The sequence below is a fragment of the Streptomyces sp. NPDC017890 genome, assembly GCF_044328675.1.
GTDB lineage: Bacteria > Actinomycetota > Actinomycetes > Streptomycetales > Streptomycetaceae > Streptomyces.
Genome location: NZ_JBIRHU010000010.1, coordinates 196,648 through 219,105 on the forward strand (window position 1 = coordinate 196,648; position 22,458 = coordinate 219,105).

Consider the following 22,458-nt stretch of genomic DNA (forward strand, 5'->3'; position numbering starts at 1 on the left):
TACGGACGCTGTCTGAGAGGTCCCTTAATGATCCTTGTGAGCGGCACGCGCGCGTGCCTCACGTGCCGCACGCCACTCGGGCGCGAGCACCGCCCACACCTCCATGTCCTGGCGGGCACCCCGGTAGGGGAAGCTCTCGCGCAACACGCCCTCACGCATCATGCCGAGTCGCCGGGCCGCGTCGACACTCGGGGTGTTGGCGGACGACGCGTGCCATTCCACGCGGTGCATGCCGCGCTCGTCGAACGCCCAGTCGATCAGTACCCGGGCGCCGCGCGTGACCAGGCCGCGCCCCGTCCCGGCGGGCTCCAGCCAGCAGCCGATCTCGCAGACGCCGGTGGCCGCGTCGAAGACCCGGAAGAGCAGGCCGCCGACGAGCTTGTCGTCCAGCCACAGCCCGTGCAGGAAGCCGCTGTCGGCGGCGTGCCGGTCGGCGTACGCCTGGATCAGCTCGCGGGCGGAGTCGACATCGGTGGCCTTCACCCCGAAGGGGATGTGCTGTGTGATGAACTCCCTGCCCCGGTTCAGGTGGGCCAGGAACTCCTCGGCGTGCCAGGTCTCCAGGGGGCGCAGTTCGGCTCCGTCGTCACCCAGTGATATCGCGTACATCCCGCTTTCGTTCCTCCTCCGCCAGGACGTCCGCCACTTCGGCGTCCGTCGCCGCGGCCAGCCTCTCATGGGCGACGCGGCACTCGGGCGGCTCGATGCTGATGCGCGGCAGGAGCTTGTCCAGCCGCCGCGGCAGCCACCAGTTGGCGCTGCCGAGCAGGTGCATCAGGGCGGGCACCAGGAGCGTACGGAGGACGAAGGCGTCCAGGGCTACGGCGGCGGCGAGCGCGATGCCGAACATGGCGATCACGCGGTCGCCGCTGAGGACGAAGGCGAGGAAGACCGAGATCATGATGACCGCGGCGGAGTTGATCACCCGGCCGGTCTCGGCGAGGCCGACACGGACGGCACGGCGGTTGTCGCCGGTCTCCAGCCACTCCTCGTACATCCGGCTGACCAGGAAGACCTGGTAGTCCATGGAGAGCCCGAAGAGCACCGACACCATGATCACGGGCAGGAAGGGTTCGATCGGGCCGGCGCTGCCGAGGCCGAGCAGTTCGCTCCCCCAGCCCCACTGGAAGATCGCCACGACGACACCGAAGGAGGCGGCGACGGCGGCGACGTTCATCGCGGCGGCCTTGACCGGGATGCCGACGGAGCGGAAGGCCAGCAGGAGCAGCAGGCAGCCCAGGCCTATCACGACGCCGACGAAGAGGGGCAGCTTGCCGACGATGACGTCGGCGAAGTCGTCGTAGCCGGCCGTCACGCCGCCGACGTGCACGTCGAGGGCGGTGCCGGACTCGGCGCGGGGCAGCACCTCGGAGCGCAGCCGGTCGACGAGGTCGCTGGTGGTCCGGGACTGCGGGGCCGACTCGGGTACGACGGTGAGGTACGCGGTGTCGCCGCCGGAGTTGTACGTCACCGGTGTCGCCGCCCGGACGCCCTCGGTGGTGCGCAGGGCGGCGTCGAGGTTGTCCAGCGCGAGCCGGTCCTCGGCGCCGCCGACCTCGGTGACCAGGGTGAGAGGGCCGTTCACGCCGGGTCCGAAGCCCTCGGCGAGGAGGTCGTAGGCCTGGCGGGTGGTGGTGCCCTTGGGGTCGTTGCCCTGGTCGGAGGTGCCCAGGCGCAGTCCCAGGGCGGGCAGCGCGAGCACGGTGATGACGACGAGGGCGACGGCGCCGAGCAGTTTGGGGTGCCGCTCGACCAACGCCGACCAGCGGGCGGCGAACCCGGTCGGCAGCTCGGGTTCGGGGCCGCGCTCGGCGAGCCGGCGCCGCTCGCGCCGGCTCAGGGCGCGCGGGCCGATGTACGACAGCAGCGCCGGCAGCAGGGTCACGGAGGCGGCGACGGTGAGGACGACGGTCAGCGAGGCGGCGATGGCGACGCCGCCCAGGAAGCTGAGCCGGAGGATCAGCATGCCCAGCAGGGCTATGCAGACGGTGGCCCCCGCGAAGACGACCGCGCGTCCGGTGGTCGCGACGGCGTTCTCGGCGGCCTCGGCCACGGAGAGTCCCCGCTTCAGTCCGCGCCGGTGTCTGGTGACGATGAACAGCGCGTAGTCGATGCCCACGCCGAGTCCGACGAGGGTGCCCAGCATGGGCGCGAAGTCCGCGACGGTCATGGCGTGGCCGAGCAGGGTGATGCCGGCGTAGGCGGTGCCGACGGAGACCAGCGCGGTGGCGATGGGCAGCACGGCGGCGGCGAGGGAGCCGAAGGCGAGGAAGAGCACGACCGCGGCCACGGTCACTCCGACGGCCTCGGCGAGATGGCCGTCCGGCGCCTGGGTGAGGGCGACGGCGCCGCCGCCCAGTTCGATCCGGAGCCCGTCGGTCTCGGCCGCCTCCGCGATGTCGACCACGGCCCGCGCCTCGGCCGCGTCGAGGTCCTGGGGGGCGTCCGCGAAGGTGACCGAGGCGTAGGCGGTGCGGGCGTTCTCGCTGATCATGGGCGAGTCGGCGTCGTCGTACGGGTTGGTCACCGAGGCCACCCCGGGCAGGTCCGCGATGCGGTCCAGGGTGCGGGACATGACCTGTTCGACGTCGGCGGCACGGACGGTGTCCGTCGTGGTGTGCCACACGATCGTGTCGCTGTCGCCACCCAGGTCGGGGAAGCCGGAGGCGAGCAGCCGGGAGGCGCGGTCGGAGTCGGTGCCGGGGACTCCGTAGTCGTTGGAGTACGCGGAGCCGGTGACCACGGCGGCCGTGGCGACGCCTCCGAAGGCGACGAGCCACAGCAGGACTGCGACGAGGCGGCGCTGGATGCACCAGCGAGCTAGGGCTGCCACGAGCGTGCTCCCAGGGTGTCCGATTGTGGATCTTTGACCGGGAACAGTCGTTCATGGTGCGAACAGCCCGCAAAGAACGCATCAGCGATGCGAAGTCACTCTTTCAGGCAGAGATGATCGTTTGCTGTTTTCGTGGGCTTATTCACAATATCGCCGCTCCGGCTCCGGGGAACCGCTGGGCGGCGTGGTGCTGTCGTTGACTTGGGCGACGGGTGCCGGGCAAGCTGTCGCGCGCTCACCTACGGCACCACATGCTCGTACTGAGCCACCAACTCAACGACGCCGGGGGGCAATTGACTTGAACAGTGCCATGCACTACATCGGGCCGGACGCGGCACCCGACCGCTACCGGCTCCTCAACTCGATCGGCCGGGGCGGCGAGGCCGTGCTGTACCGGGCGACGATCCAGCTGGACGGCGAGCCCGAGACGGTGGTCGTCAAGGTGCTCGACGCGAAGAACACCCTCACGCCGGACCAGTTCGACCGGCTGAGCACCAAGTGGAACGACCAGGCAGAGCTGCTGCGTTTCGTGGGGCGGCCGGGGGTCGTGGGAGTCCGGGAGCACTTCGAGGGGCCGCCGATCCACTCCCAGGGCGGGGCCGCGACCGCCGCGGGACGGGCGCTGGTCCTGGTCATGAACCACGTCGACGGCCTCGACCTGCGGGACTGGCGCGCCGAACGCACTCTCGCCACGCATGCCGAGCGGCGGGAGGTCGGCCGGGTGCTGGAGCAGCTCGCCGACACCCTCGACTGGCTGCACTCCGGCCGGGCCACCCCGTCCGGGCGCACCGTGATCCACGGCGACCTGTCGCCGGGCAACATCATGGTCGACGTCCACGGCCAGGCCACGCTCGTCGACTTCGGCCTCAGCAAGCTCACCGCGGACCACCAGACCGCGGAGGTCTGGTTCACCCCCGGGTACGCGGCGCCCGAGGTGTTCGACGGCAAGCGCACTCCGAACACGGACCGGTACGCGTTCGGAGCCATCACGTACTTCCTGCTGAGCGGGCAGACGCCGCCCAGCACCCCGGAGCAGCTGCGCGCGGCGCTGGCGGAACTCCCGTCGGTGCGGATGCTCGCCCCGGAGCGCGCCGAGCGGGTCCTCACGGTCTGCGCCACGGACCCGGCCCAGCGGCCGGAGAGCCTGCGCGCCTGGCTGAGCGACGTACGGGACGCGGTGGTGTCGACGACGAACCCGGTGCGGGACGCCGTACCCGCCGGGTTCACCGGCACCCAGCAGCCGCCCACGACGGTGACGGCCGCACCGACGGCTCCGCCGCCGCGCCCGACCCAGGCGCCGCCGACGACGGTGACCGGTTCGGCCGTCTCCGGCCCGGCAGGACCGCAGGCGCCGCCGACCACGGTGACCGGTTCGGCCGTCTCCGGGGCGGGGCCCCAGGCACCGCCGACAACCGTCACGCACTCGCCCGAGTCCGGGCCGGTCGGCGCCCCGGCGGCCCCGGCGGCGCCGGTGGCGGACGCGGGCGGCAGCGAGCCCGGGCGCCCGGCCCCGCTCGGGAGCTTCGGACCGCCCGTCGCGCCGCTTCCCGGTGCCGGGGACGCCACCGGCGCCACCGCCGTTCCCGGTCGGCCGGCCGGCGGGGACAAGGCGCGGCGGGTGCTGGTCCCCGTGCTGGCCGTGGCCCTCGTCGCCTCGCTGGCCGTCATCGGCGTCCAGGCCATGGCCGACGACGGCACCGAGAACGGCGCGTCTCCCGCCGTGACCAGGACGGTCACGGCGACGGCCACCGTCACGGCGGCGCCGGACGCGGCGGTGGAGAGCCCGGTGGCCGACGGCGGGCCGACCGCCGATCCATCCTCGGGCGAGTCTTCGGCGGACACCGGGAACGACGGGGTGGCGGACCAGGCGTCCTCGGTGTCGCTGACGACCTTCGAGACGGTCGCCCAGGCCACTCTCGCCTCACTCGCCGTCGGCGACGGCACCATGAACAACCGGCACTACGAGACGGCTCTCGTTCCCGACGGCGGCGGGGACGAGAAGTGCAGCGGATGGGCCGAGTACAACCTGGGTCGTGAGTGGAAGAACCTCACCATGACCGCCGGTGTGTCCGACGTGTCGGCGAACACGTCGTCCCGCGTCGAGGTGTCCGTGGACGGACAGTCCCTGTTCACCGGGCAGGTCGATCTCGGCAAGCCGCGCGAGCTGAAGATGAAGGTCGAGAACGGGCTGCGGCTGCGCATCGCGTACAGCGACCCGGACAGCAGCTGCGACATGGGCGACCTGCTGCTCGCCGACCCCACGCTGACGAGGTGAACACGAGGGGCGGTGCTCCAGGACACGAGGTCCGGGAGCACCGCCCCGTCACGTGGCGCGGGCGGGCGCTCAGCCCTCGACGCCCAACTTCTCCAGGATCAGCTCCTTGACGCGCGCCGCGTCCGCCTGACCCCGGGTCGCCTTCATGACCGCGCCGACCAGGGCGCCCACCGCGGCCACCTTGCCGCCGCGGATCTTGTCCACGACGCCCTGGTTGCCGGCGATGGCCTCGTCGACGGCGGTGGTCAGCGCGCCCTCGTCGGAGACGACCTTCAGGCCGCGCTTGTCGACGACCTCGTCCGGCGTGCCCTCACCGGCGAGGACGCCCAGGATGACCTGGCGGGCCAGCTTGTCGTTCAGGTCGCCCTTGGTGACGAGCTCGGTGACCCGCGCGACCTGCTCCGGCGTGATCGCCAGCTCGTCGAGCGACGTGCCCGACTCGTTGGCGCTGCGGGCCAGCTCGCCCATCCACCACTTGCGGGCGGAGGCCGCGTCGGCACCGGCGTCGATCGTGGCGACGATCGGGTCCAGCGCGCCGGCGTTGAGGATCGACTGCATGTCGGTGCCGGAGATGCCCCACTCCTCGCGGAGCCGGTTGCGGCGCACCAGCGGCAGTTCGGGCAGGGCGGACCGGATCTCCTCGACCCACTCGCGCGAGGGGGCCACGGGCACCAGGTCGGGCTCCGGGAAGTACCGGTAGTCCTCCGCCTCCTCCTTCACGCGGCCCGAGGTGGTGGACCCCGTGTCCTCGTGGAAGTGGCGGGTCTCCTGGATGATCGTGCCGCCGTCGTTCAGCACGGCGGCGTGCCGCTGGATCTCGAAGCGGGCCGCGCGCTCCACGGACCGCAGCGAGTTGACGTTCTTCGTCTCCGAGCGGGTGCCGAACTTCTCCCGGCCGTGCGGGCGCAGCGACAGGTTCACGTCGCAGCGCATCTGGCCCATCTCCATGCGGGCCTCGGACACGCCGAGGGCACGGATGAGTTCGCGCAGTTCACGGACGTAGGCCCGCGCGACCTCGGGGGCCCGCTCGCCCGCTCCCTCGATCGGCTTGGTGACGATCTCGATGAGCGGGATGCCGGCGCGGTTGTAGTCGAGGAGGGAGTGCGAGGCGCCGTGGATTCGGCCCGTCGCGCCGCCTACGTGCAGCGACTTGCCGGTGTCCTCCTCCATGTGGGCGCGCTCGATCTGCACGCGGAAGGTCTCCCCGTCCTCCAGCTGCACGTCGAGGTAGCCGTCGAAGGCGATCGGCTCGTCGTACTGGGAGGTCTGGAAGTTCTTCGGCATGTCCGGATAGAAGTAGTTCTTCCGGGCGAAGCGGCACCATTCGGCGATCTCGCAGTTCAGTGCGAGACCGATCCGGATCGCCGACTCGACCCCGGTCGCGTTGACGACCGGGAGCGCGCCGGGCATGCCGAGGCAGACGGGGCAGGTCTGGGTGTTGGGGTCGGCGCCCAGTGCGGTCGAACAGCCGCAGAACATCTTGGTGCGGGTGCCGAGTTCGACATGGACCTCGAGGCCCATGACGGGGTCGTACGACGCCAGCGCGTCCTCGTACGACACCAGGTCGGTCGTGGTGGTCACGGTGAAACTTCCCTCTCAGCCCAGCAGGACGTCGTCGTCGCCGAGACGCTTCAGCTCGCGGTACAGGATGGCGAGGTTGGTGACGACCGCGGCGCCCGTCACGACGGCGTCGAGCAGCCGCAGGGTGTCGCTGTCGCTCCGGGCCTTCTTGATCTGCTTGTAGACCCCGACGGCGCCGAACGCCGACGTGGCCATCGAGACGTACAGACCCGACTTGGACTTCTTGAAGCCCTTGGCCTTGGTCAGTGCACTCACAGCGACGGTGCCTCCTCGATCAGCGGGTGGCCCCACTTTTCCACGAAGGCGGCCTCGACGGCGGCGCCGACCTTGTAGAGCCGCTCGTCCTTCATGGCGGGGGCGATGATCTGCAGACCCACCGGCAGGTTGTCCTCGGGGGCGAGGCCGCAGGGCAGCGACATGGCCGCGTTGCCCGCCAGGTTGGTGGGGATGGTGCACAGGTCGGCGAGGTACATCGCCATCGGGTCGTCGGCGCGCTCGCCGATCGCGAAGGCGGTGGTCGGCGTCGTCGGGGAGACGATCACGTCGACCTGCTCGAAGGCCTGCTCGAACTCCTGCTTGATCAGGGTGCGCACCTTCTGGGCGCTGCCGTAGTACGCGTCGTAGTAGCCCGAGCTCAGGGCGTACGTGCCGAGCATGATGCGGCGCTTGACCTCGGGGCCGAAGCCGGCCTCGCGGGTCAGGGAGGTGACCTCCTCGGCGGAGTGCGTGCCGTCGTCGCCGACGCGCGCGCCGTAGCGCAGGCCGTCGAAGCGGGCGAGGTTGGAGGAGCACTCCGAGGGCGCGATCAGGTAGTACGCCGACAGGGCGAGGTCGAAGGACGGGCAGTCCAGCTCGACGACCTCGGCGCCCAGTTCCTCGAGCAGTTCGACGGACTCGTCGAAGCGCTGGATGACGCCGGGCTGGTAGCCCTCGCCGCGGAACTGCTTGACGACGCCGACGCGCATGCCGGCGACGCTGCCGTTGCGGGCGGCCTCGACGACCGCGGGGACCGGGGCGTCGATGGAGGTGGAGTCCATCGGGTCGTGCCCGGCGATCACCTCGTGCAGCAGGGCCGCGTCCAGGACCGTGCGGGCGCAGGGGCCGCCCTGGTCGAGGGAGGAGGAGAAGGCCACCATGCCGTAGCGGGAGACGCCGCCGTACGTCGGCTTGACGCCGACCGTGCCGGTGACGGCCGCGGGCTGGCGGATGGAGCCGCCGGTGTCGGTGCCGATGGCGAGCGGCGCCTGGAAGGCGGCGAGCGCGGCGGAGGAGCCGCCGCCGGAACCACCGGGGATCTTGGTGAGGTCCCACGGGTTGCCGGTCGGGCCGTACGCGCTGTTCTCCGTCGAGGACCCCATGGCGAACTCGTCCATGTTGGTCTTGCCGAGGATGACGACGTCGGCGGCCTTGAGGCGCTTGGTGACGGTCGCGTCGTACGGCGGGATCCAGCCCTCGAGGATCTTCGAGCCGACGGTCGTGGGAACGCCCTCGGTGGTGAAGATGTCCTTGAGCGCGAGCGGCACGCCGGCCAGCGGGCCGAGCTTCTCGCCGCGCGCCCGCTTCTCGTCGACGGCGCGGGCCTGCGCGAGGGCGCCCTCGCGGTCGACGTGCAGGAAGGCGTGCACCTTCTCGTCGACGGCCTCGATACGGGCCAGGTGGGCCTCGGTGACCTCGACGGCCGTCAGTTCGCCGGAGGCGATCTTCGCGGCGATCTCGGCCGCGGTGAGCTTGATGATGTCGCTCATGGCGGTTACTCCTCCCCCAGGATCTGCGGCACCTTGAAACGCTGCTGCTCCTGGGCCGGGGCGCCGGAGAGCGCCTGCTCGGGCGTGAGCGACGGACGGACCTCGTCCGGCCGCATGACGTTCGTCAGCGGGAGCGGGTGCGAGGTCGGCGGTACGTCTTGGTCGGCGACCTCACTGACGCGGGCGACCGCGCCGATGATGTCGTCCAGCTGTCCCGCGAAGTGCTCGAGCTCTTCGGGCTTCAGCTCCAGACGCGCCAGCCGGGCGAGGTGGGCGACCTCCTCGCGCGTGATGCCAGGCATGCAGCGTTCCTCTGGGGTGAGTGTGTGTGGTGTGGGCAAATCGGCTTTGGCAAGTCGGTTTGGCCCAATCCTATGGGGCGGCGCCCCGTGCCCGTTAAACGGTTTCCCCCCGCCGCTGTCTCCCGGCCGCGGGCGTGTCGGCGCTCAGACCGCGAAGAGCAGGCCGGCGCTGATGAGGACGACGACCGCGGTGGCGAAGTGAATGCCGAAGGCCACGGCTTTCGCACCCCCGTGGCGCAGCACTATGAGCGTGTCGCCGAGCGGCACGAGGGCCACGCCCAGCATGAACCACGCCTCGGCGCGGGCGCCCGCGAAGGCCAGCAGCGCCAGCCCCACCAGGCCGAACGTCCCGTCCCTCAGGCCCTTGATCGTCAGATAGGCGCCGGCGTCGCCCCCCGCGTCGGCCGGGACGCCGTAGCCGGTGGCGGCCGGGGCGGGCTGGAACAGGAAGCGGTAGCCGAGGAACAGGCAGAACAGGTTGAGCACGACGGCCAGGGTGTACGCGGCGACGGTCACGACTACTCCTTGCTAGCAGCGCTAGGGATGAGAGTGACGCTAGCAGAGCACCGACAGAATGGCTAGCACTGCTAGACTCCCGGGCATGACGATCCAGAGGCGCCGGGAGCGCGAACGAGCGGAACGCGAGCGACTGATCGTGACGGCCGCGCGGGACCTGGCCGAGGCGGAGGGCTGGGACGCGGTCACCACCCGTCGGCTGGCCGCCGAGATCGAGTACAGCCAGCCGGTCCTCTACAGCCATTTCAAGGGCAAGGACGCGATCATGGCGGCGGTCGCGGTGCGGGGCTGCGAGGAACTCACGGCCGAGCTGCGGGCGTCGGCCGCGGCGGCCGAGGGCACGCGCGGGACGCTGGCAGCGGTCGGCCAGGCGTACACGGCCTTCGCACGGCGGCGCCCCGCGCTCTACGACGCGATGTTCACGCACCGGGTGGACCTGCCGTTCGCCACGCCCGAGGCTCCGGCGGCCCTCCAGGAGGCGTTCGGTGAACTGCTGAAGGCCGTCGAGCCGACCGCGGCGGAGGGCGAGGACCCCCGGCTGCTCACCGAGACGTACTGGGCCGGCCTGCACGGACTGGTGACCCTGATGCGCAGCGGCCGGCTACCGGAGGGGGCCCACGAACGCCGGCTGGCCCTGCTGATCTCTCATTTCGTGCCGCAGAACGCCGCGGACCGCACCGCGGACTGACCCACGGACCGCACGGCGGACCGCACGGCGGGCCGACCCACGGACCGCATGGCGGGCCACACCGCGGACTGACCCACGAACCGCACGGCGGGCCACACCACGGGCCGACCCGCGGACCGCACGGGACGAGCCGGGAGGCCCGCCGGGCCTCGCCCGGTGGACGGCCGCCGGCGGAACCGGCGGACGCCTCCTCGGTGAGGGGCACACTCGTCGGACGAGTGGCAGGGGCCGGCGGGTGGACAGGTCACTCGTCGGTCGCCGCCACGGGCAGCGCGGCGGCAGGCCGCACCCAGCCCCCCGAGCCCCGGGCACGCAGCCACGCCGTCGTCTCCTCGGGCGGCATCGCGGCCGCCACCAGCCAGCCCTGTACGGCGTCGCAGCCCAGGTCGCGCAGGCGCTCCCACGTCTCGTCGTCCTCCACGCCCTCGGCGACGACGAGCAGGCCGAGCGAGTGCGCGAGGTCGACGGTGCAGCGCACGATCGCCGCGTCCTCGGTGTCGACGGCCAGCCGGGCGACGAACGAGCGGTCGATCTTCAGCTCGCTGACCGGGAGCCGGCGCAGGTGGACGAGGGAGGAGTAGCCGGTGCCGAAGTCGTCCAGGGACATCTTCACGCCGTGCCCGGTCAGCGCGTTGAGGGTGTCGGCGGCGCGCTGCGGGTCCTCCAGGAGGACGTGCTCCGTGATCTCCAGTTGGAGCGCCCCCGCCGGGACGCCGTGCCGGGCGAGCCGGGCGGCGACCGCGCCCGCGAAGCCGGGGGTGTGGACGTCACGCGGGGAGACGTTGACCGCGACGGGCACGAACAGGCCCTGGGAGCGCCAGCGCGCGACCTGTCCGAGGGCCGTCTCCAGCACGTACTCCGTCAGATGGGGCATCAGGCCCGAGGACTCGGCGATCGCTATGAACTCGTCCGGCGGCACCTTGCCGCGCTCGGGGTGCACCCAGCGGACCAGGGCTTCCAGGCCCGCGACCTGTCCGTCGAAGCGGACCTTGGGCTGGTAGTGCAGTTCGACCTCGCCGGCGTCCAGGGCCCGGCGCAGGTCGCCCAGCAGCCCGAGGCGGTCCGGGGTGTTGGAGTCCCGCTTGGACTCGTAGACCTCCACGCCCGTACGGTCCCGCTTCGCCTGGTACATCGCCACGTCCGCGCGGCGCAGCAGTCCTTCGGCGTCCAGCGCGTGGTCGGGGAAGACGGCGACCCCGGCGCTGGCCTCCAGGACGAGGGTGAGCCCGTCCAGGTCCATCGGGGAGCTGAGCGCGGCGACCAGGCCCCGGGCCATCCGGGTCACCGACGTGGTGGAGTCGGCGACGGGCAGGAGAACGGCGAACTCGTCGCCACCGAGCCGCGCGGCCTCCGCTCCGCGCGGCAGGGCCTGCCGCAGCCGGTCGGCGGTCTGCAGCAGCAGCCGGTCGCCGGCGAGGTGTCCCAGAGTGTCGTTGACCGACCGGAAACGGTCCAGGTCGATCAGCATCAGGGCGGCGCGGGCACCGATGCGCTCGGCGTCGTCCAGGGCGGTCCAGGTCCGCTCGAGCAGCCACTGCCGGTTGGGCAGCCCGGTGAGCGGATCCCGCAACTGCTCCTCGGCCCGGGCGCGGGCGATCCACAGCGTGGAGTCGAGGGCGATCAGCGGGATGGAGAACAACGGCAGCAGCAGCGGCTTGGCGACGGCGACCACGCAGACCAGCGGGGCGATGCCGAGCAGCGCGACGGCGACCAGGCCATGTCTGACCAGGGCGGTGCGGGCGACGGTGGGCAGGCCGGGGCGGGGTGTCTGCAGGTACCACAGCAGGGCGCGGGTGACGGCGAGGTAGGCGACCGCGACGAGCACCACCTTGGGCGCCGCGTACACCCCCCAGGTGTCCGGGTCCCAGGGTTCCTCCACGGAGGGCACGGAGCCGCAGACGCCCAGCAGCAGGGCGCCCGCGGCGATGCCGAGGATGTCCACCGCGCCGTGCAGGACGCCCTGTCGCCAGCGGCCCCGGCGGGCTATGCCGACCAGGACGACGACGGTGAGGCTGACCATGCCGGCCGGAACCCAGCCGTACAGCATCAGGACGGCGAGGGTGAGGGCGGCGCCGGAGCCGGTGCCGCCCCACCAGCGGGAGCGGCCGAGCATCACCAGATGGCCGACGACGATGCCGGTCAGCACGGCCAGGGACCAGCCGGCGATGCCGGCCGGGAAGAGGGCGTGGCCGTCGGTGAACGCACGGTAGAACCCGGCGCCCAGCACGAAGGCCGCGGCCGCGACGATCGCCGCGGGCAACGCGGGCCAGGACAGGTGCCGTTCGCCGTCGGCGTCGGTGTCGGACAGGACGGAAGGGTGGCGGGCGGCCGACGGCCCGGAGCCACGGGCCGCGTACAGCGTCGCGGAGCCACGGGCGGGGGACGGCGGCGCGGAGCCACGGGCGGGGGACGGCGGCGCGGAGCCACGGGCGGGGGACGGCGGCGCGGAGCCGCGGGAGGCCGCCGCGGGAGGCGGTGCGCCGCCACCGCGCTGCCCGAGCCACCGGCTCACGTGCCACGCGCCCACCCTGCGGCGCAGGCGCTGCCGTGAGCCCGCGGCGGCGCTCTCGGTCGGTTCCATTCCCGTCCCTCTCACAGCCGGCGGTGCCCACGCCACGCGGCCCCCGCCTCGGCCACCCTCAACAGCGCCGCGTCGGACAACCCTTCCCCCTGTCCCTCGGGGGCAGGGGGATGCCCCGACCGCAACTGGGCACGGCAGGCGCACATCTCAACAGTAGGCCGCGGAAGGCTTCCAGGGGCACCGGTCGTCGACGGTTGCCCGAATGCGACCTGGCCACCCGTATGCATCTGGTATGCGCCGATCGGGTGGCCTTCAACCGCTATTCCTCAGCCGAAAGTGCGACGTCGGCCGCCGCTTCGGGTCCTTGTTCGAGCAGGACGGTGAAACCGTCCTCGTTCAGAACCGGCACCTTCAGTTGCATCGCCTTGTCGTACTTCGATCCCGGGTTGTCACCGACCACGACGAACGACGTCTTCTTGGACACCGATCCGGTCACCTTCGCGCCTCTGCTCTGCAGGGCGTCCTTGGCTCCGTCCCGGGTGAACTTCTCCAGTGTGCCGGTGACGACGACGGTGAGTCCTTCGAGCGGGCGCGGCCCGTCGTCCTCCCCCGTCGACCGGTCCTCCAGTGGGACTCCGGCCGCCTTCCACTTGCGGACGATCTCACGGTGCCACTCCTCGGCGAACCACTCCTTGAGGGCTCCGGCGATGATCGGGCCGACGCCGTCGGTGTTCGACAACTCGGCCTCGGTGGCCTGCTCGATGCGGTCGAGCGAACGGAACTCGCGGGCCAGGGCCTGGGCGGCGACCGGCCCGACGTGCCGGATGGAGAGCCCGTTGAGGAAGCGGGCGAGCGGGCGGGCTTTGGCCTCCTCGATGTGCTTCAGCAGGGCGAGGGTGTTCTTCTTCGGCTCGCCCTCCTTGTTGGCGAAGACCGTGGCGATCTTCTCCTCGCCGGTCTTGGGATCGCGCTTGGGCAGTCCGCTGTCCGGGTCGAGGACGTACGCCTTGATGGGCAGCAGCTTCTCGACGGTGAGGTCGAAGAGATCGCCCTCGTCCACCAGCGGCGGGTCGGCCGGCTCCAGCGGCCCGGTCAGCGCGGCCGCGACGACACCGCCGAAGTGCTCGATGTCCAGGCACTCCCGGCCGGCGAGGTAGGAGACGCGCTCGCGCAACTGAGCGGGACAGGTACGGGCGTTGGGGCAGCGGAGGTCGATGTCGCCCTCCTTCATGGCCTTCAGCGGCGTCCCGCACTCGGGGCACTCGGCCGGCATGACGAACTCCCGCTCGGTGCCGTCCCGCAGGTCGGCGACCGGCCCGAGGATCTCCGGGATCACGTCACCGGCCTTGCGCAGCACCACAGTGTCGCCGATGAGCACGCCCTTGGCCTTGACGACCTCCTGGTTGTGCAGAGTGGCGAACTCCACCTCGCTGCCGGCCACGGTGACCGGCTCGACCTGCGCGTACGGTGTGACGCGGCCGGTGCGGCCGACGCCGACCTTGATGTCGACGAGCTTGGTGTTGACCTCTTCCGGCGCGTACTTGTAGGCGATGGCCCAGCGCGGCGCGCGGGCCGTGGAGCCGAGGCGTCCCTGGAGGCGGATCTCGTCGAGCTTGACGACGACACCGTCGATCTCGTGCGCCACGGAGTGCCGGTTCTCGCCGTAGTACGCGATGAAGTCGCGTACGCCGTCGAGGCCGTCGACCACCCTGTTGTGCGGGGAGGTGGGCAGGCCCCAGGTCTTCAGCAGGTCGTAGGCCTGGGAGAGGCGGGTCATGCCCGAGTAGCCCTCCAGGACGCCGATGCCGTGGACCACCATGTGCAGCGGGCGGGTGGCGGTGACGCGCGGGTCCTTCTGGCGCAGCGAACCGGCCGCCGCGTTGCGCGGGTTGGCGAAGGGCTTGTCGCCGGCCGCGACCAGGCGGGCGTTGAGCTCCTGGAACTTCTCCATCGGGAAGTAGACCTCGCCGCGGATCTCCACGAGGTCGGGGACCTCGTCGCCCTTCAGGCGCTCCGGGATCTCGGTGATGGTGCGGACGTTGGGGGTGATGTCCTCGCCGGTGCGGCCGTCGCCGCGGGTGGCCGCGCGGACGAGCCGGCCGCGCTCGTAGGTGAGGTTGACGGCGAGTCCGTCGACCTTCAGCTCGCACAGGAAGTGGTACTCCTGCTCGCCCAGCTCCCTGGCGATGCGCTCGGTCCAGGCGGCCAGCTCTTCGTCGTTGAAGGTGTTGTCGAGGGAGAGCATGCGCGAGCGGTGCTCTACGGCCGTGAACTCCGTCTCGTAGGACCCGGCGACCTTCTGGGTGGGAGAGTCCGGGGTGCGCAGCTCCGGGTACTCCTCCTCCAGCTCCTCCAGGGAACGCAGCAGCCGGTCGAAGTCCGCGTCGCTGACGACGGGGGCGTCCTTCACGTAGTACCGGAAGCGGTGCTCCTCGATCTGCTCAGCGAGCTGCACGTGCTTCTCGCGCGCCTCGGCGGGCACGCTCGTCGTCTCCGCCTGCTTGTCGCCGGCCACCGTGTTGTCCTCCCGTTACTCTGGGTTGTCCGCGAGGGATCTCGCCGCCCGGACGCAGTGGGCGAGCGCCCGGCGGGCGTAGTCGGGGGACGCGCCCGCGAGTCCGCACGTCGGCGTGACGGTGACCGCCTCCGTGAGAAGCCCCGGGTGCAGCCCCAGCCTGCGCCACAGCGTCCTGACACCCATGACGCTACCGGCAGGGTCTGACAATGCGGCATCCGTGCCCGGCACGACACCGGCGAAGAGCCGGGTGCCGGCCTCGACCGCCTCACCGATCACGTCGTCGTCACGCTCGGTGAGGAGCGAGAAGTCGAAGGAGACGCCCGCGACGCCCGCCCGGCGCAGCAGTGCGAACGGCACGTCCGGTGCGCAGGAGTGGACCACGACGGGCCCTTCGCCGTGCACCCCGGCGACGTCCCGGAGCGCGGCCTCGACGACCTGGCGGTCGACGGCCCGGTGGGTGCGGTAGCCGCTGGCGCTCCGCACCCGGCCGCGCAGTACGGCGGTGAGGGACGGCTCGTCGAGCTGGAGCACGAGCCGGGCGCCGGGGACGCGGCGCCGGACCTCTGCGAGGTGCAGGCGCAGCCCTTCCGCGAGCGAGGCGGCGAGGTCGCGGGACGCGCCGGCGTCGGAGAGGACCGCCTCGCCGTTCCGGAGCTCCAGGGCGGCTGCGAGCGTCCAGGGGCCGACGGCCTGGACCTTCAGCGGCCCCTCGTACCCCTGGGTGAACTCCTCCAGGGCGTCGAGGTCTTCCCCGAGCCAGGCCCGGGCCCGCTTGGTGTCACGTCCCGGCCGGTCGCCGAGCCGCCAGCCGCTGGGCTCCACGCGCGCGTACAGCTCGACGAGCATCCCGGCGGTGCGGCCGATCATGTCGGCGCCGGGGCCGCGGGCGGGCAGCTCGGGAAGGTACGGGAAGTCCTCGAAGGTGCCGGTGGCGGTCTTGACGGCCTCACGGGCGTCGTCCCCCGGCAGGGAGCCGACGCCGGTGGCGGGGCCGAAACTCGGGCTGGTCTGGCTGTTGTCGCTCACCCGGCCAGCCTATGCGGGAGGTCGCGTCCGGCGCCCGCCCCCACGTCCCGTCACCGCCCCGGGCGCACCGTCAGGTCGTTGACCTCCGCGTCCCTGGGCAGGTCCAGGGCCATCAGGATCGTCGTGGCGACCGACTCGGGATCGATCCACTCGGCGGGGTCGTACTCCTTGCCCTCCTGCTGGTGGACCTTGGCCTGCATGGGGCTGGCGGTGCGGCCGGGGTAGACCGAGGTGACGCGGACGCCGTTCGCGTGCTCCTCCTGGCGCAGGGCGTCGGCCAGGGCCTTCAGGCCGTGCTTGGAGGCGGCGTACGCGGACCAGCCGGCGTGGGCGTTCAGACCGGAGCCGGAGTTGACGAAGAACACGTGGCCCCGGGCGACGCGCAGCTGGGGCAGGAAGAGGCGGGTCAGCTCGGCGGGCGCGACCAGGTTGACGCCCAGCTGGTGGCGCCAGGTCTTCGGGGTGAGGTCGCCGACCGGGCCGAGGTCGACCACGCCGGCGATGTGCAGCAGCGAGTCCACGCGGTCGGGCAGGGTCTGGTGCGAGAAGGCCCAGGAGAGCTTTTCCGGGTCCGCCAGGTCGCCGACCAGCGTCTTCGCGCCGGGGAACGCGGCCTGCAGTTCCTTCGCCCGGCCCGCGTCGCGCGCGTGCAGCACGATCTCGTCGCCGCGTTCGTGCAGGCGGCGGGTGACGGCCGCGCCGATGCCGGAGCCCGCTCCGGTGATCACATGTGTAGCCATGCCCGCCATGCTCGCATCACCGCGGGCTCACCCGACGCCCTGGCTCTCCTCCAGGTAGGCCAGCGCCCCGACCGGCTCCTCGGCGAAGAACACCAACTCGGTGAGGGGCCGGGGCAGGAAGCCCTCGTCCTCCATCCGGCGGAACTGCTCCTTGAGGCCGTCGTAGAAGCCGGCCGTGTTGAGCAGGACGACCGGCTTGTCGGTGTGCCCGTGCTTCTTCAGCTCCAGGATCTCCGTGGCCTCGTCCAGCGTGCCGGTGCCGCCCACCATGATCACCACGGCGTCGGCCTTCTCCAGCAGCAGCCGCTTGCGCTCGGCGAGGTCCCGGGCGATGACCATCTCGTCGGCGCCCTCGCGCGCCTTGGCCGCCAGGAAGTCCACGGAGACCCCCAGCAGGCGTCCTCCGGACCCCTGCACGCCGTCGGCGACCACCTTCATGAGTCCGACGTCGGAGCCGCCCCACACGAGGGTGTGACCGCCCTTGCCGAGCAGTTCGGCGAACTCCTTCGCGGGGCGCGTGTAGCGCTCGTCGAGGTCGGCGGCGGAGAGGAAGACGCAGATGTTCATGGCGTCCACCGTACGGCCCTGCCCGGAGGGGAAGAACCCGGCCTCCGGGCACGCTGTAGTGACCGAGACCACTGTCACCGAGGAGGACGACCGTGACCAAGGGACACGACATCACCGTCGAGCCGAGCGACCGGCACGTGCGCGTGGTGCACGGCGAGCAGGTGCTGGCGGAGAGCGACAAGGCACTGGTGCTGCGGGAGACGGGCCTTCCGGAGCGGTACTACATCCCGCCCCAGGACGTGCGTATCGACCTGCTGACCCCGTCCGACACGCACACGCACTGCCCCTTCAAGGGTGACGCCTCCTACTGGTCGCTGCCGGACGCGGCGGACGTCGTGTGGGCGTACCCGGATCCGAAGCCGGGGGTGGCGGAGATCAAGGACCACCTGTGCTTCTACGAGGTCGAGGTGGACTGAGCGATGAAGCCCCCGCAGAAGGCGAATTCCGGGGGCTTCTCGCCACGCCGGTTGGTGTCAGGCGGGGCGGCTCACGCCGGGACGGATCAGGCCACACCCGCCGTCGCGCGCGTGGTGGACGCGATGGTCGCCGAGCCCACCACGCGCGTGCCGTCGTACAGCACGATCGCCTGGCCGGGGGCGACGCCGCGCACCGGCTCCGTGAACGTGACCTCCAGGGTCCCGTCGACCAGTTCCGCGCGCACCTCGGTCTCGCCGCCGTGGGCGCGGAGCTGGGCGGTGTAGGTGCCGGGGCCGGTGGGGGCGGTGCCGCACCAGCGGGGCTTGATCGCGCGCAGGGCGTCGACGTCGAGGGCCTCTGCCGGGCCGACGGTGACGGTGTTGTTCACCGGGGAGATGTCCAGGACGTAGCGCGGCTTGCCGTCGGGGGCCGGGGTGCCGATCCTGAGGCCCTTGCGCTGGCCGATGGTGTACCCGTACGCGCCCTCGTGCGTGCCGAGCCGGTTGCCCGCCTCGTCGACGATGTCGCCCTCGGCCTTGCCGAGCCGGTCGGCCAGGAAGCCCTGGGTGTCGCCGTCGGCGATGAAGCAGATGTCGTGCGAGTCGGGCTTCTTGGCCACCGCGAGGCCCCGGCGCTCGGCCTCCGCGCGGATCTCGTCCTTGGTGGTGACGGTGTCGCCGAGCGGGAACATCGCGTGCGCGAGCTGCCGGTCGTCCAGCACGCCGAGGACGTAGCTCTGGTCCTTGGCCATGTCGGAGGCGCGGTGCAGCTCGCGGGTGCCGTCCTCGCGGAGGATCACCTGGGCGTAGTGACCGGTGCAGACGGCGTCGAAGCCGAGGGCGAGCGCCTTGTCGAGCAGCGCGGCGAACTTGATCTTCTCGTTGCAGCGCAGGCAGGGGTTCGGGGTGCGGCCGGCCTCGTACTCGGCGACGAAGTCCTCGACCACGTCCTCCCGGAAGCGGTCGGCGAGGTCCCACACGTAGAAGGGGATGCCGATGACGTCCGCGGCGCGGCGGGCGTCCCGCGAGTCCTCGATGGTGCAGCAGCCCCGCGCGCCCGTACGGAAGGACTGCGGGTTCGCGGAGAGTGCGAGATGGACGCCGGTCACGTCGTGCCCCGCCTCGGCCGCGCGGGCGGCGGCGACGGCGGAGTCGACTCCGCCCGACATGGCGGCGAGGACGCGGAGGGGACGGGTGCGCTGCGGGGTGTCAGTCATAACCCTTCCAGGGTACGGGGAGGCGGGAACCGGAGCGCGCGAGTATGCGTTGAAGATCGCATGGGGGCGAAGCACGAATCCACAAGCTCGGCCGCCGGCGGATCCACGGGCGGGTCCGCCGGTGGATCGACCGGCGGGGCCACGGGCGGGTCCGCCGGCGGGTCCACCGGTGGCCCCAAGGACACGGACCGGCGCATCGGCCGGCGAGCGCTGATCGTCGGTGGTACGGCGGCGGCCGTGGGCACGGCGGTGCTCGCGCGCGACGAGCTGGCCCGCCTGTGGTGGCGGGTGCCGGGAGTCGAGCGGCCACGCGACGAGGGCGCGGTCGACTACGCCGGCGCACGGTGGGTGGCGGCCTCGGACGAGAACTGGCGGCGTGCCGACCGGCCCGACGACTTCGGCGTCGACATGGTGATCGTCCATGTCACGCAGGGCAGCTTCGACAGCGCGGTGAAGGCGTTCCAGAACCCGGAGCACAAGGCGGCCTCGCACTACATCGTCGGGCAGGACGGGCGCGTCACCCAGATGATCCGTGAGCTGGACGTGGCGTACCACGCGGGCAACCGCGACTACAACGAGCGCAGTGTCGGCATCGAGCACGCAGGTTTCGTGGACCGCCCGCAGGACTTCACCGACGAGATGTACGCGGCCTCCGCGCGGCTGACGGCGGGGATCTGCGCGCGGTACGAGATACCCCTGGACCGCGAGCACATCATCGGCCATGTGGAGGTGCCGGGCACCGACCACACCGATCCGGGGCCGCACTGGGACTGGGACCGGTATCTGAAGCTGGTCCGGCGGGCGGCCACGAGCGCCCCCTCCCCCAGCGCGTCGAAGAGCGCCTGACGGCTACGTCAGCCCCGCCGCCCGGGCCCGTTCCACCGCCGGGCCGATCGCCTTGGCGAGCGCCTCGACGTCGGCCTCCGTGGAGGTGTGGCCGAGGGAGAAGCGCAGGGTGCCGCGGGCCAGATCGGGGTCGGTGCCTGTGGCCAGCAGGACGTGGCTGGGCTGGGCGACGCCCGCGGTGCAGGCGGAGCCAGTGGAGCACTCGATGCCCTGGGCGTCGAGCAGGAGGAGGAGGGAGTCGCCCTCGCAGCCCGGGAAGGTGAAGTGGGCGTTGGCGGGGAGACGGCCCGCGGGTGCCGGGTCGCCGCCGAGGATCGCGTCCGGGACGGCCGTACGGACGGCCTCGACCAGGTCGTCGCGCAGGGCGCCGATCTCGCGGGCGAACCACTCGCGCTGCTCGGCGGCGAGGCGGCCGGCGACCGCGAAGGAGGCGACGGCGGGGACGTCGAGGGTGCCGGAGCGGACGTGGCGTTCCTGGCCGCCGCCGTGCAGGACGGGTACGGGGCTGTACTCGCGGCCGAGGAGCAGCGCGCCGATGCCGTAGGGGCCGCCGATCTTATGGCCGGAAACCGTCATGGCGGCGAGCCCGGAGGCGGCGAAGTCGACCGGGAGCTGACCGACGGCCTGAACCGCGTCGGCATGCAGCGGTACGTCGAACTCCGCTGCGACGTCGGCGAGTTCACGGACCGGCATGATCGTGCCGATCTCGTTGTTGGCCCACATGACGGTGGCGAGGGCCACGTCGGCGGGGTCACGGGCGATGGCCTCGCGCAGCGCCTCGGGATGGACTCGGCCGTGGGCGTCGACCGGCAGGTACTCGACCCTCGCGCCCTCGTGTTCACCGAGCCAGTGGACGGCGTCGAGGACCGCGTGGTGCTCGACGGGGCTGGCCAGGACCCGGGTGCGGGCCGGGTCGGCGTCGCGGCGGGCCCAGTACAGGCCTTTGACGGCGAGGTTGTCGGCCTCGGTGCCGCCGGAGGTGAGGACCACTTCGCTGGGGCGGGCGCCGAGGGCTTCGGCGAGGGTCTCGCGGGCCTCCTCGACGGTGCGCCGTGCGCGGCGGCCGGACGCGTGGAGGGAGGAGGCGTTGCCGGTGGCGCCCAGGTGCGCGGTGAGCGCCTCGACCGCCTCGGGAAGCATCGGGGTGGTCGCGGCGTGGTCGAGGTAAGCCATGGTGGGCCCGATTCTACGGGGCACTCCCACCGGGCCTCGGATCAAGGCCGGTCTCTGCACGTTCGGCCACTTGGGGGGCGGCCCGCACGGTCCGCACGGAGGGCGCGGTGGCTCGCCCGGTCCGCGCCGTGACTCACATGCTCCACGACATCGTGTTGTCCGCGGTCATGAACGCCGCCAGGACCAGCAGGTCGGCGATGCCCAGTCCGAGGCCGAGCAGGGCCCGGCCCCGGCGGGCGGTGCCGCGCCACAGGGCGATGCCCGCCAGGACGATGGCGATCGGGCCGAGGAGGACGTTGAGGACGAGCAGGCCGAGCAGGCCGAGGACGAAGGAGGCGACGGCCATGCCGTCGGTGTCGCGGATGCCGGTCCGGTGGGTGGTGGCCGGTGCGGTGAGCTGCATGGTGATCTCCCTACTGGGCGACGGTCCGTGCGTCAGCGGGCGGAAGTGCTCCGTCGGCGGCCGTGCCGCTCGCGGATAGCGAAGACGCCGAGCCAGAGGGCGATGACCAGACCGGCGGCGACGGAGAAGGTGAGCGGGGCGTGGGCGACGGTGCCCAGCACCACGCCGAAGAGCAGGAGCGCGGCGACGAGAAACAGCATGGGGCGGATCCTCCTACCTCTCGCGAACGATTGCGGTAACAGTTGTTCACTGACTTGCCAGCCTAGCGCGCCGCACGGCTTTTCAATTCGAGAGAACAGTTGTTAACTGCATGGCATGAGTCACACCGCAGGCGTTCGGCAGGCCCAGAAGCAGAAGACCCGGCAGGCGCTCCTGGACGCGGCGCTCGGGCTGCTGGAGGAGCAGAGTCTGAGCAGCCTGGGCCTGCGCGAGGTCACCCGCGCCGTGGGCGTCGCCCCGACCGCCTTCTACCGGCACTTCCGCTCCACCGCCGACCTCGGCGTGGCGCTGGTGGAGGAGGCGCTGGGCAGCCTGCATCCGATGATCCGGACCACGGTGTCGCCGGCCGAGGGCAGTGACGAACGGATCGCGCGGGCGGTCGAGTTGATCGCGGGTCACGTGGCCGCGTACCCCGCCCACGTCCGGTTCATCGCCCGTGAGCGGCACGGTGGGGTACAGCCGGTACGGCAGGCCATACGGGAGCAACTGGCCCGGTTCGCCGAGGAGGTGAAGGCCGAGCTGGCCAAGGACCCGGTGTCGGCGGGCTGGAGCGACGCCGACCTGCTGATGCTCGCGGGTCTGTACGTCGACCAGATGCTCGCCACGGGCTCCCTGTTCCTGGAAGCACTGGAGGCACCGAAAACGGCGAAGACGCCGGAGACGCCGGAGACGTCAGAGACGACGGAGACGCCGGAGACCGCGGAGACGTCAGAGACCGCGGAGGAGGCGCGCCGGCGCGCTGCCGACACCGCGATCCGTCAGATGCGGCTGATCAGCCTCGGCCGCCGGCACTGGCTGGACTGACGGTTCGCCGGCCGTCCGCGGACCGGCGTCGAACCGGCCTCGGACCGGGACGCCGGAGGCGGACAGTG

At 72.0% G+C, this 22,458-nt stretch carries 21 protein-coding genes; 5 read left to right on the forward strand and 16 right to left on the reverse strand.

The annotated features are described in order from the left end of the window. Positions 1-24 precede the first annotated feature (24 nt). Together ACH4F2_RS15650 and ACH4F2_RS15655 are read right to left on the reverse strand one after the other, a co-directional pair. Positions 25-609: a GNAT family N-acetyltransferase gene (locus tag ACH4F2_RS15650; RefSeq protein WP_398133238.1), complete on the reverse strand. Its 585-nt coding sequence runs from the start codon at positions 607-609 to the stop codon at positions 25-27. Continuing rightward, a complete protein-coding gene (locus ACH4F2_RS15655; protein ID WP_398133239.1) occupies positions 587-2,833 on the reverse strand; it encodes an MMPL family transporter in 2,247 nt (748 codons plus the stop codon). Before ACH4F2_RS15655 ends, ACH4F2_RS15650 begins: the two co-directional genes overlap by 23 nt. A 298-nt stretch (positions 2,834-3,131) precedes the next feature. Here ACH4F2_RS15655 and ACH4F2_RS15660 point away from each other — a divergent pair, with 298 nt between their 5' ends. Continuing rightward, positions 3,132-5,108, forward strand: a complete 1,977-nt coding sequence (locus ACH4F2_RS15660) for a protein kinase (protein ID WP_398133240.1) — start codon at positions 3,132-3,134, stop codon at positions 5,106-5,108. A 69-nt stretch (positions 5,109-5,177) separates the two neighbouring features. Here the strand turns inward: ACH4F2_RS15660 and gatB are convergent, their stop codons facing one another. From gatB to ACH4F2_RS15685, 5 genes are all read right to left on the reverse strand, one after another. Continuing rightward, positions 5,178-6,689 (reverse strand): Asp-tRNA(Asn)/Glu-tRNA(Gln) amidotransferase subunit GatB, encoded by a 1,512-nt coding sequence (gene gatB / locus ACH4F2_RS15665; protein WP_398133241.1) that lies wholly within the window; start codon positions 6,687-6,689, stop codon positions 5,178-5,180. A 15-nt stretch (positions 6,690-6,704) separates the two neighbouring features. Then, positions 6,705-6,944 (reverse strand): hypothetical protein, encoded by a 240-nt coding sequence (locus ACH4F2_RS15670; RefSeq protein ID WP_398133242.1) that lies wholly within the window; start codon positions 6,942-6,944, stop codon positions 6,705-6,707. Continuing rightward, the gene (gatA, locus tag ACH4F2_RS15675; RefSeq protein WP_398133243.1) at positions 6,941-8,434 is read right to left on the reverse strand and encodes an Asp-tRNA(Asn)/Glu-tRNA(Gln) amidotransferase subunit GatA; all 1,494 of its coding nucleotides are present in this window, start codon (positions 8,432-8,434) and stop codon (positions 6,941-6,943) included. The genes ACH4F2_RS15670 and gatA overlap by 4 nt, the downstream gene beginning before the upstream one ends. Positions 8,435-8,439: 5 nt before the next feature. Further along, positions 8,440-8,736: an Asp-tRNA(Asn)/Glu-tRNA(Gln) amidotransferase subunit GatC gene (gene gatC, locus ACH4F2_RS15680; protein ID WP_003973500.1), complete on the reverse strand. Its 297-nt coding sequence runs from the start codon at positions 8,734-8,736 to the stop codon at positions 8,440-8,442. Positions 8,737-8,880: 144 nt separating this feature from the next. Continuing rightward, on the reverse strand, positions 8,881-9,252 hold the full coding sequence (locus ACH4F2_RS15685) for a DUF4267 domain-containing protein (RefSeq protein ID WP_398133244.1): 372 nt from the start codon (positions 9,250-9,252) through the stop codon (positions 8,881-8,883). 85 nt (positions 9,253-9,337) lie between these two features. Here ACH4F2_RS15685 and ACH4F2_RS15690 point away from each other — a divergent pair, with 85 nt between their 5' ends. Further along, the gene (locus ACH4F2_RS15690; RefSeq protein WP_398133245.1) at positions 9,338-9,940 is read left to right on the forward strand and encodes a TetR/AcrR family transcriptional regulator; all 603 of its coding nucleotides are present in this window, start codon (positions 9,338-9,340) and stop codon (positions 9,938-9,940) included. Between the two features lie 244 nt (positions 9,941-10,184). On the opposite strand, the gene ACH4F2_RS15695 is transcribed toward ACH4F2_RS15690, so the two are convergent. From ACH4F2_RS15695 to ACH4F2_RS15715, 5 genes are all read right to left on the reverse strand, one after another. Next, entirely contained in the window at positions 10,185-12,521 is a 2,337-nt protein-coding gene (locus ACH4F2_RS15695) for a putative bifunctional diguanylate cyclase/phosphodiesterase (protein ID WP_398133246.1), read from the reverse strand. Between the two features lie 259 nt (positions 12,522-12,780). Continuing rightward, positions 12,781-14,976 (reverse strand): NAD-dependent DNA ligase LigA, encoded by a 2,196-nt coding sequence (gene ligA / locus ACH4F2_RS15700; protein WP_398133247.1) that lies wholly within the window; start codon positions 14,974-14,976, stop codon positions 12,781-12,783. Positions 14,977-14,991: 15 nt separating this feature from the next. Then, complete coding sequence (locus ACH4F2_RS15705) at positions 14,992-16,005, reverse strand: methionine synthase (RefSeq protein WP_398133248.1); 1,014 nt, start codon at positions 16,003-16,005, stop codon at positions 14,992-14,994. Positions 16,006-16,055: 50 nt separating this feature from the next. Then, the gene (locus tag ACH4F2_RS15710; protein WP_398133249.1) at positions 16,056-16,745 is read right to left on the reverse strand and encodes an SDR family oxidoreductase; all 690 of its coding nucleotides are present in this window, start codon (positions 16,743-16,745) and stop codon (positions 16,056-16,058) included. Positions 16,746-16,772: 27 nt separating this feature from the next. Continuing rightward, positions 16,773-17,312, reverse strand: a complete 540-nt coding sequence (locus ACH4F2_RS15715; RefSeq protein ID WP_398133250.1) for a TIGR00730 family Rossman fold protein — start codon at positions 17,310-17,312, stop codon at positions 16,773-16,775. A gap of 92 nt (positions 17,313-17,404) precedes the next feature. On the opposite strand from ACH4F2_RS15715, the gene ACH4F2_RS15720 reads away from it, so the two are divergent. Beyond that, positions 17,405-17,728: a DUF427 domain-containing protein gene (locus ACH4F2_RS15720; RefSeq protein WP_398133251.1), complete on the forward strand. Its 324-nt coding sequence runs from the start codon at positions 17,405-17,407 to the stop codon at positions 17,726-17,728. Between the two features lie 86 nt (positions 17,729-17,814). Here ACH4F2_RS15720 and mnmA read toward each other — a convergent pair whose 3' ends face one another. Continuing rightward, complete coding sequence (gene mnmA / locus ACH4F2_RS15725; protein WP_398133252.1) at positions 17,815-18,945, reverse strand: tRNA 2-thiouridine(34) synthase MnmA; 1,131 nt, start codon at positions 18,943-18,945, stop codon at positions 17,815-17,817. 60 nt (positions 18,946-19,005) lie between these two features. Between mnmA and ACH4F2_RS15730 the strand changes: the two genes are divergently transcribed. Then, positions 19,006-19,791 carry an N-acetylmuramoyl-L-alanine amidase gene (locus ACH4F2_RS15730; protein ID WP_398133253.1) on the forward strand — a complete coding sequence of 262 codons (786 nt, stop codon included), beginning with the start codon at positions 19,006-19,008 and terminating at the stop codon, positions 19,789-19,791. 3 nt (positions 19,792-19,794) lie between these two features. On the opposite strand, the gene ACH4F2_RS15735 is transcribed toward ACH4F2_RS15730, so the two are convergent. From ACH4F2_RS15735 to ACH4F2_RS15745, 3 genes are all read right to left on the reverse strand, one after another. Next, entirely contained in the window at positions 19,795-20,964 is a 1,170-nt protein-coding gene (locus ACH4F2_RS15735) for a cysteine desulfurase family protein (RefSeq protein WP_398133254.1), read from the reverse strand. Positions 20,965-21,097: 133 nt separating this feature from the next. After that, on the reverse strand, positions 21,098-21,367 hold the full coding sequence (locus ACH4F2_RS15740; protein WP_398133255.1) for a DUF4190 domain-containing protein: 270 nt from the start codon (positions 21,365-21,367) through the stop codon (positions 21,098-21,100). Positions 21,368-21,399: 32 nt separating this feature from the next. Then, positions 21,400-21,567, reverse strand: a complete 168-nt coding sequence (locus tag ACH4F2_RS15745; protein WP_398133256.1) for a hypothetical protein — start codon at positions 21,565-21,567, stop codon at positions 21,400-21,402. A 115-nt stretch (positions 21,568-21,682) separates the two neighbouring features. Between ACH4F2_RS15745 and ACH4F2_RS15750 the strand changes: the two genes are divergently transcribed. Beyond that, positions 21,683-22,390 carry a TetR family transcriptional regulator gene (locus ACH4F2_RS15750; RefSeq protein WP_398133257.1) on the forward strand — a complete coding sequence of 236 codons (708 nt, stop codon included), beginning with the start codon at positions 21,683-21,685 and terminating at the stop codon, positions 22,388-22,390. Positions 22,391-22,458: the final 68 nt, after the last annotated feature.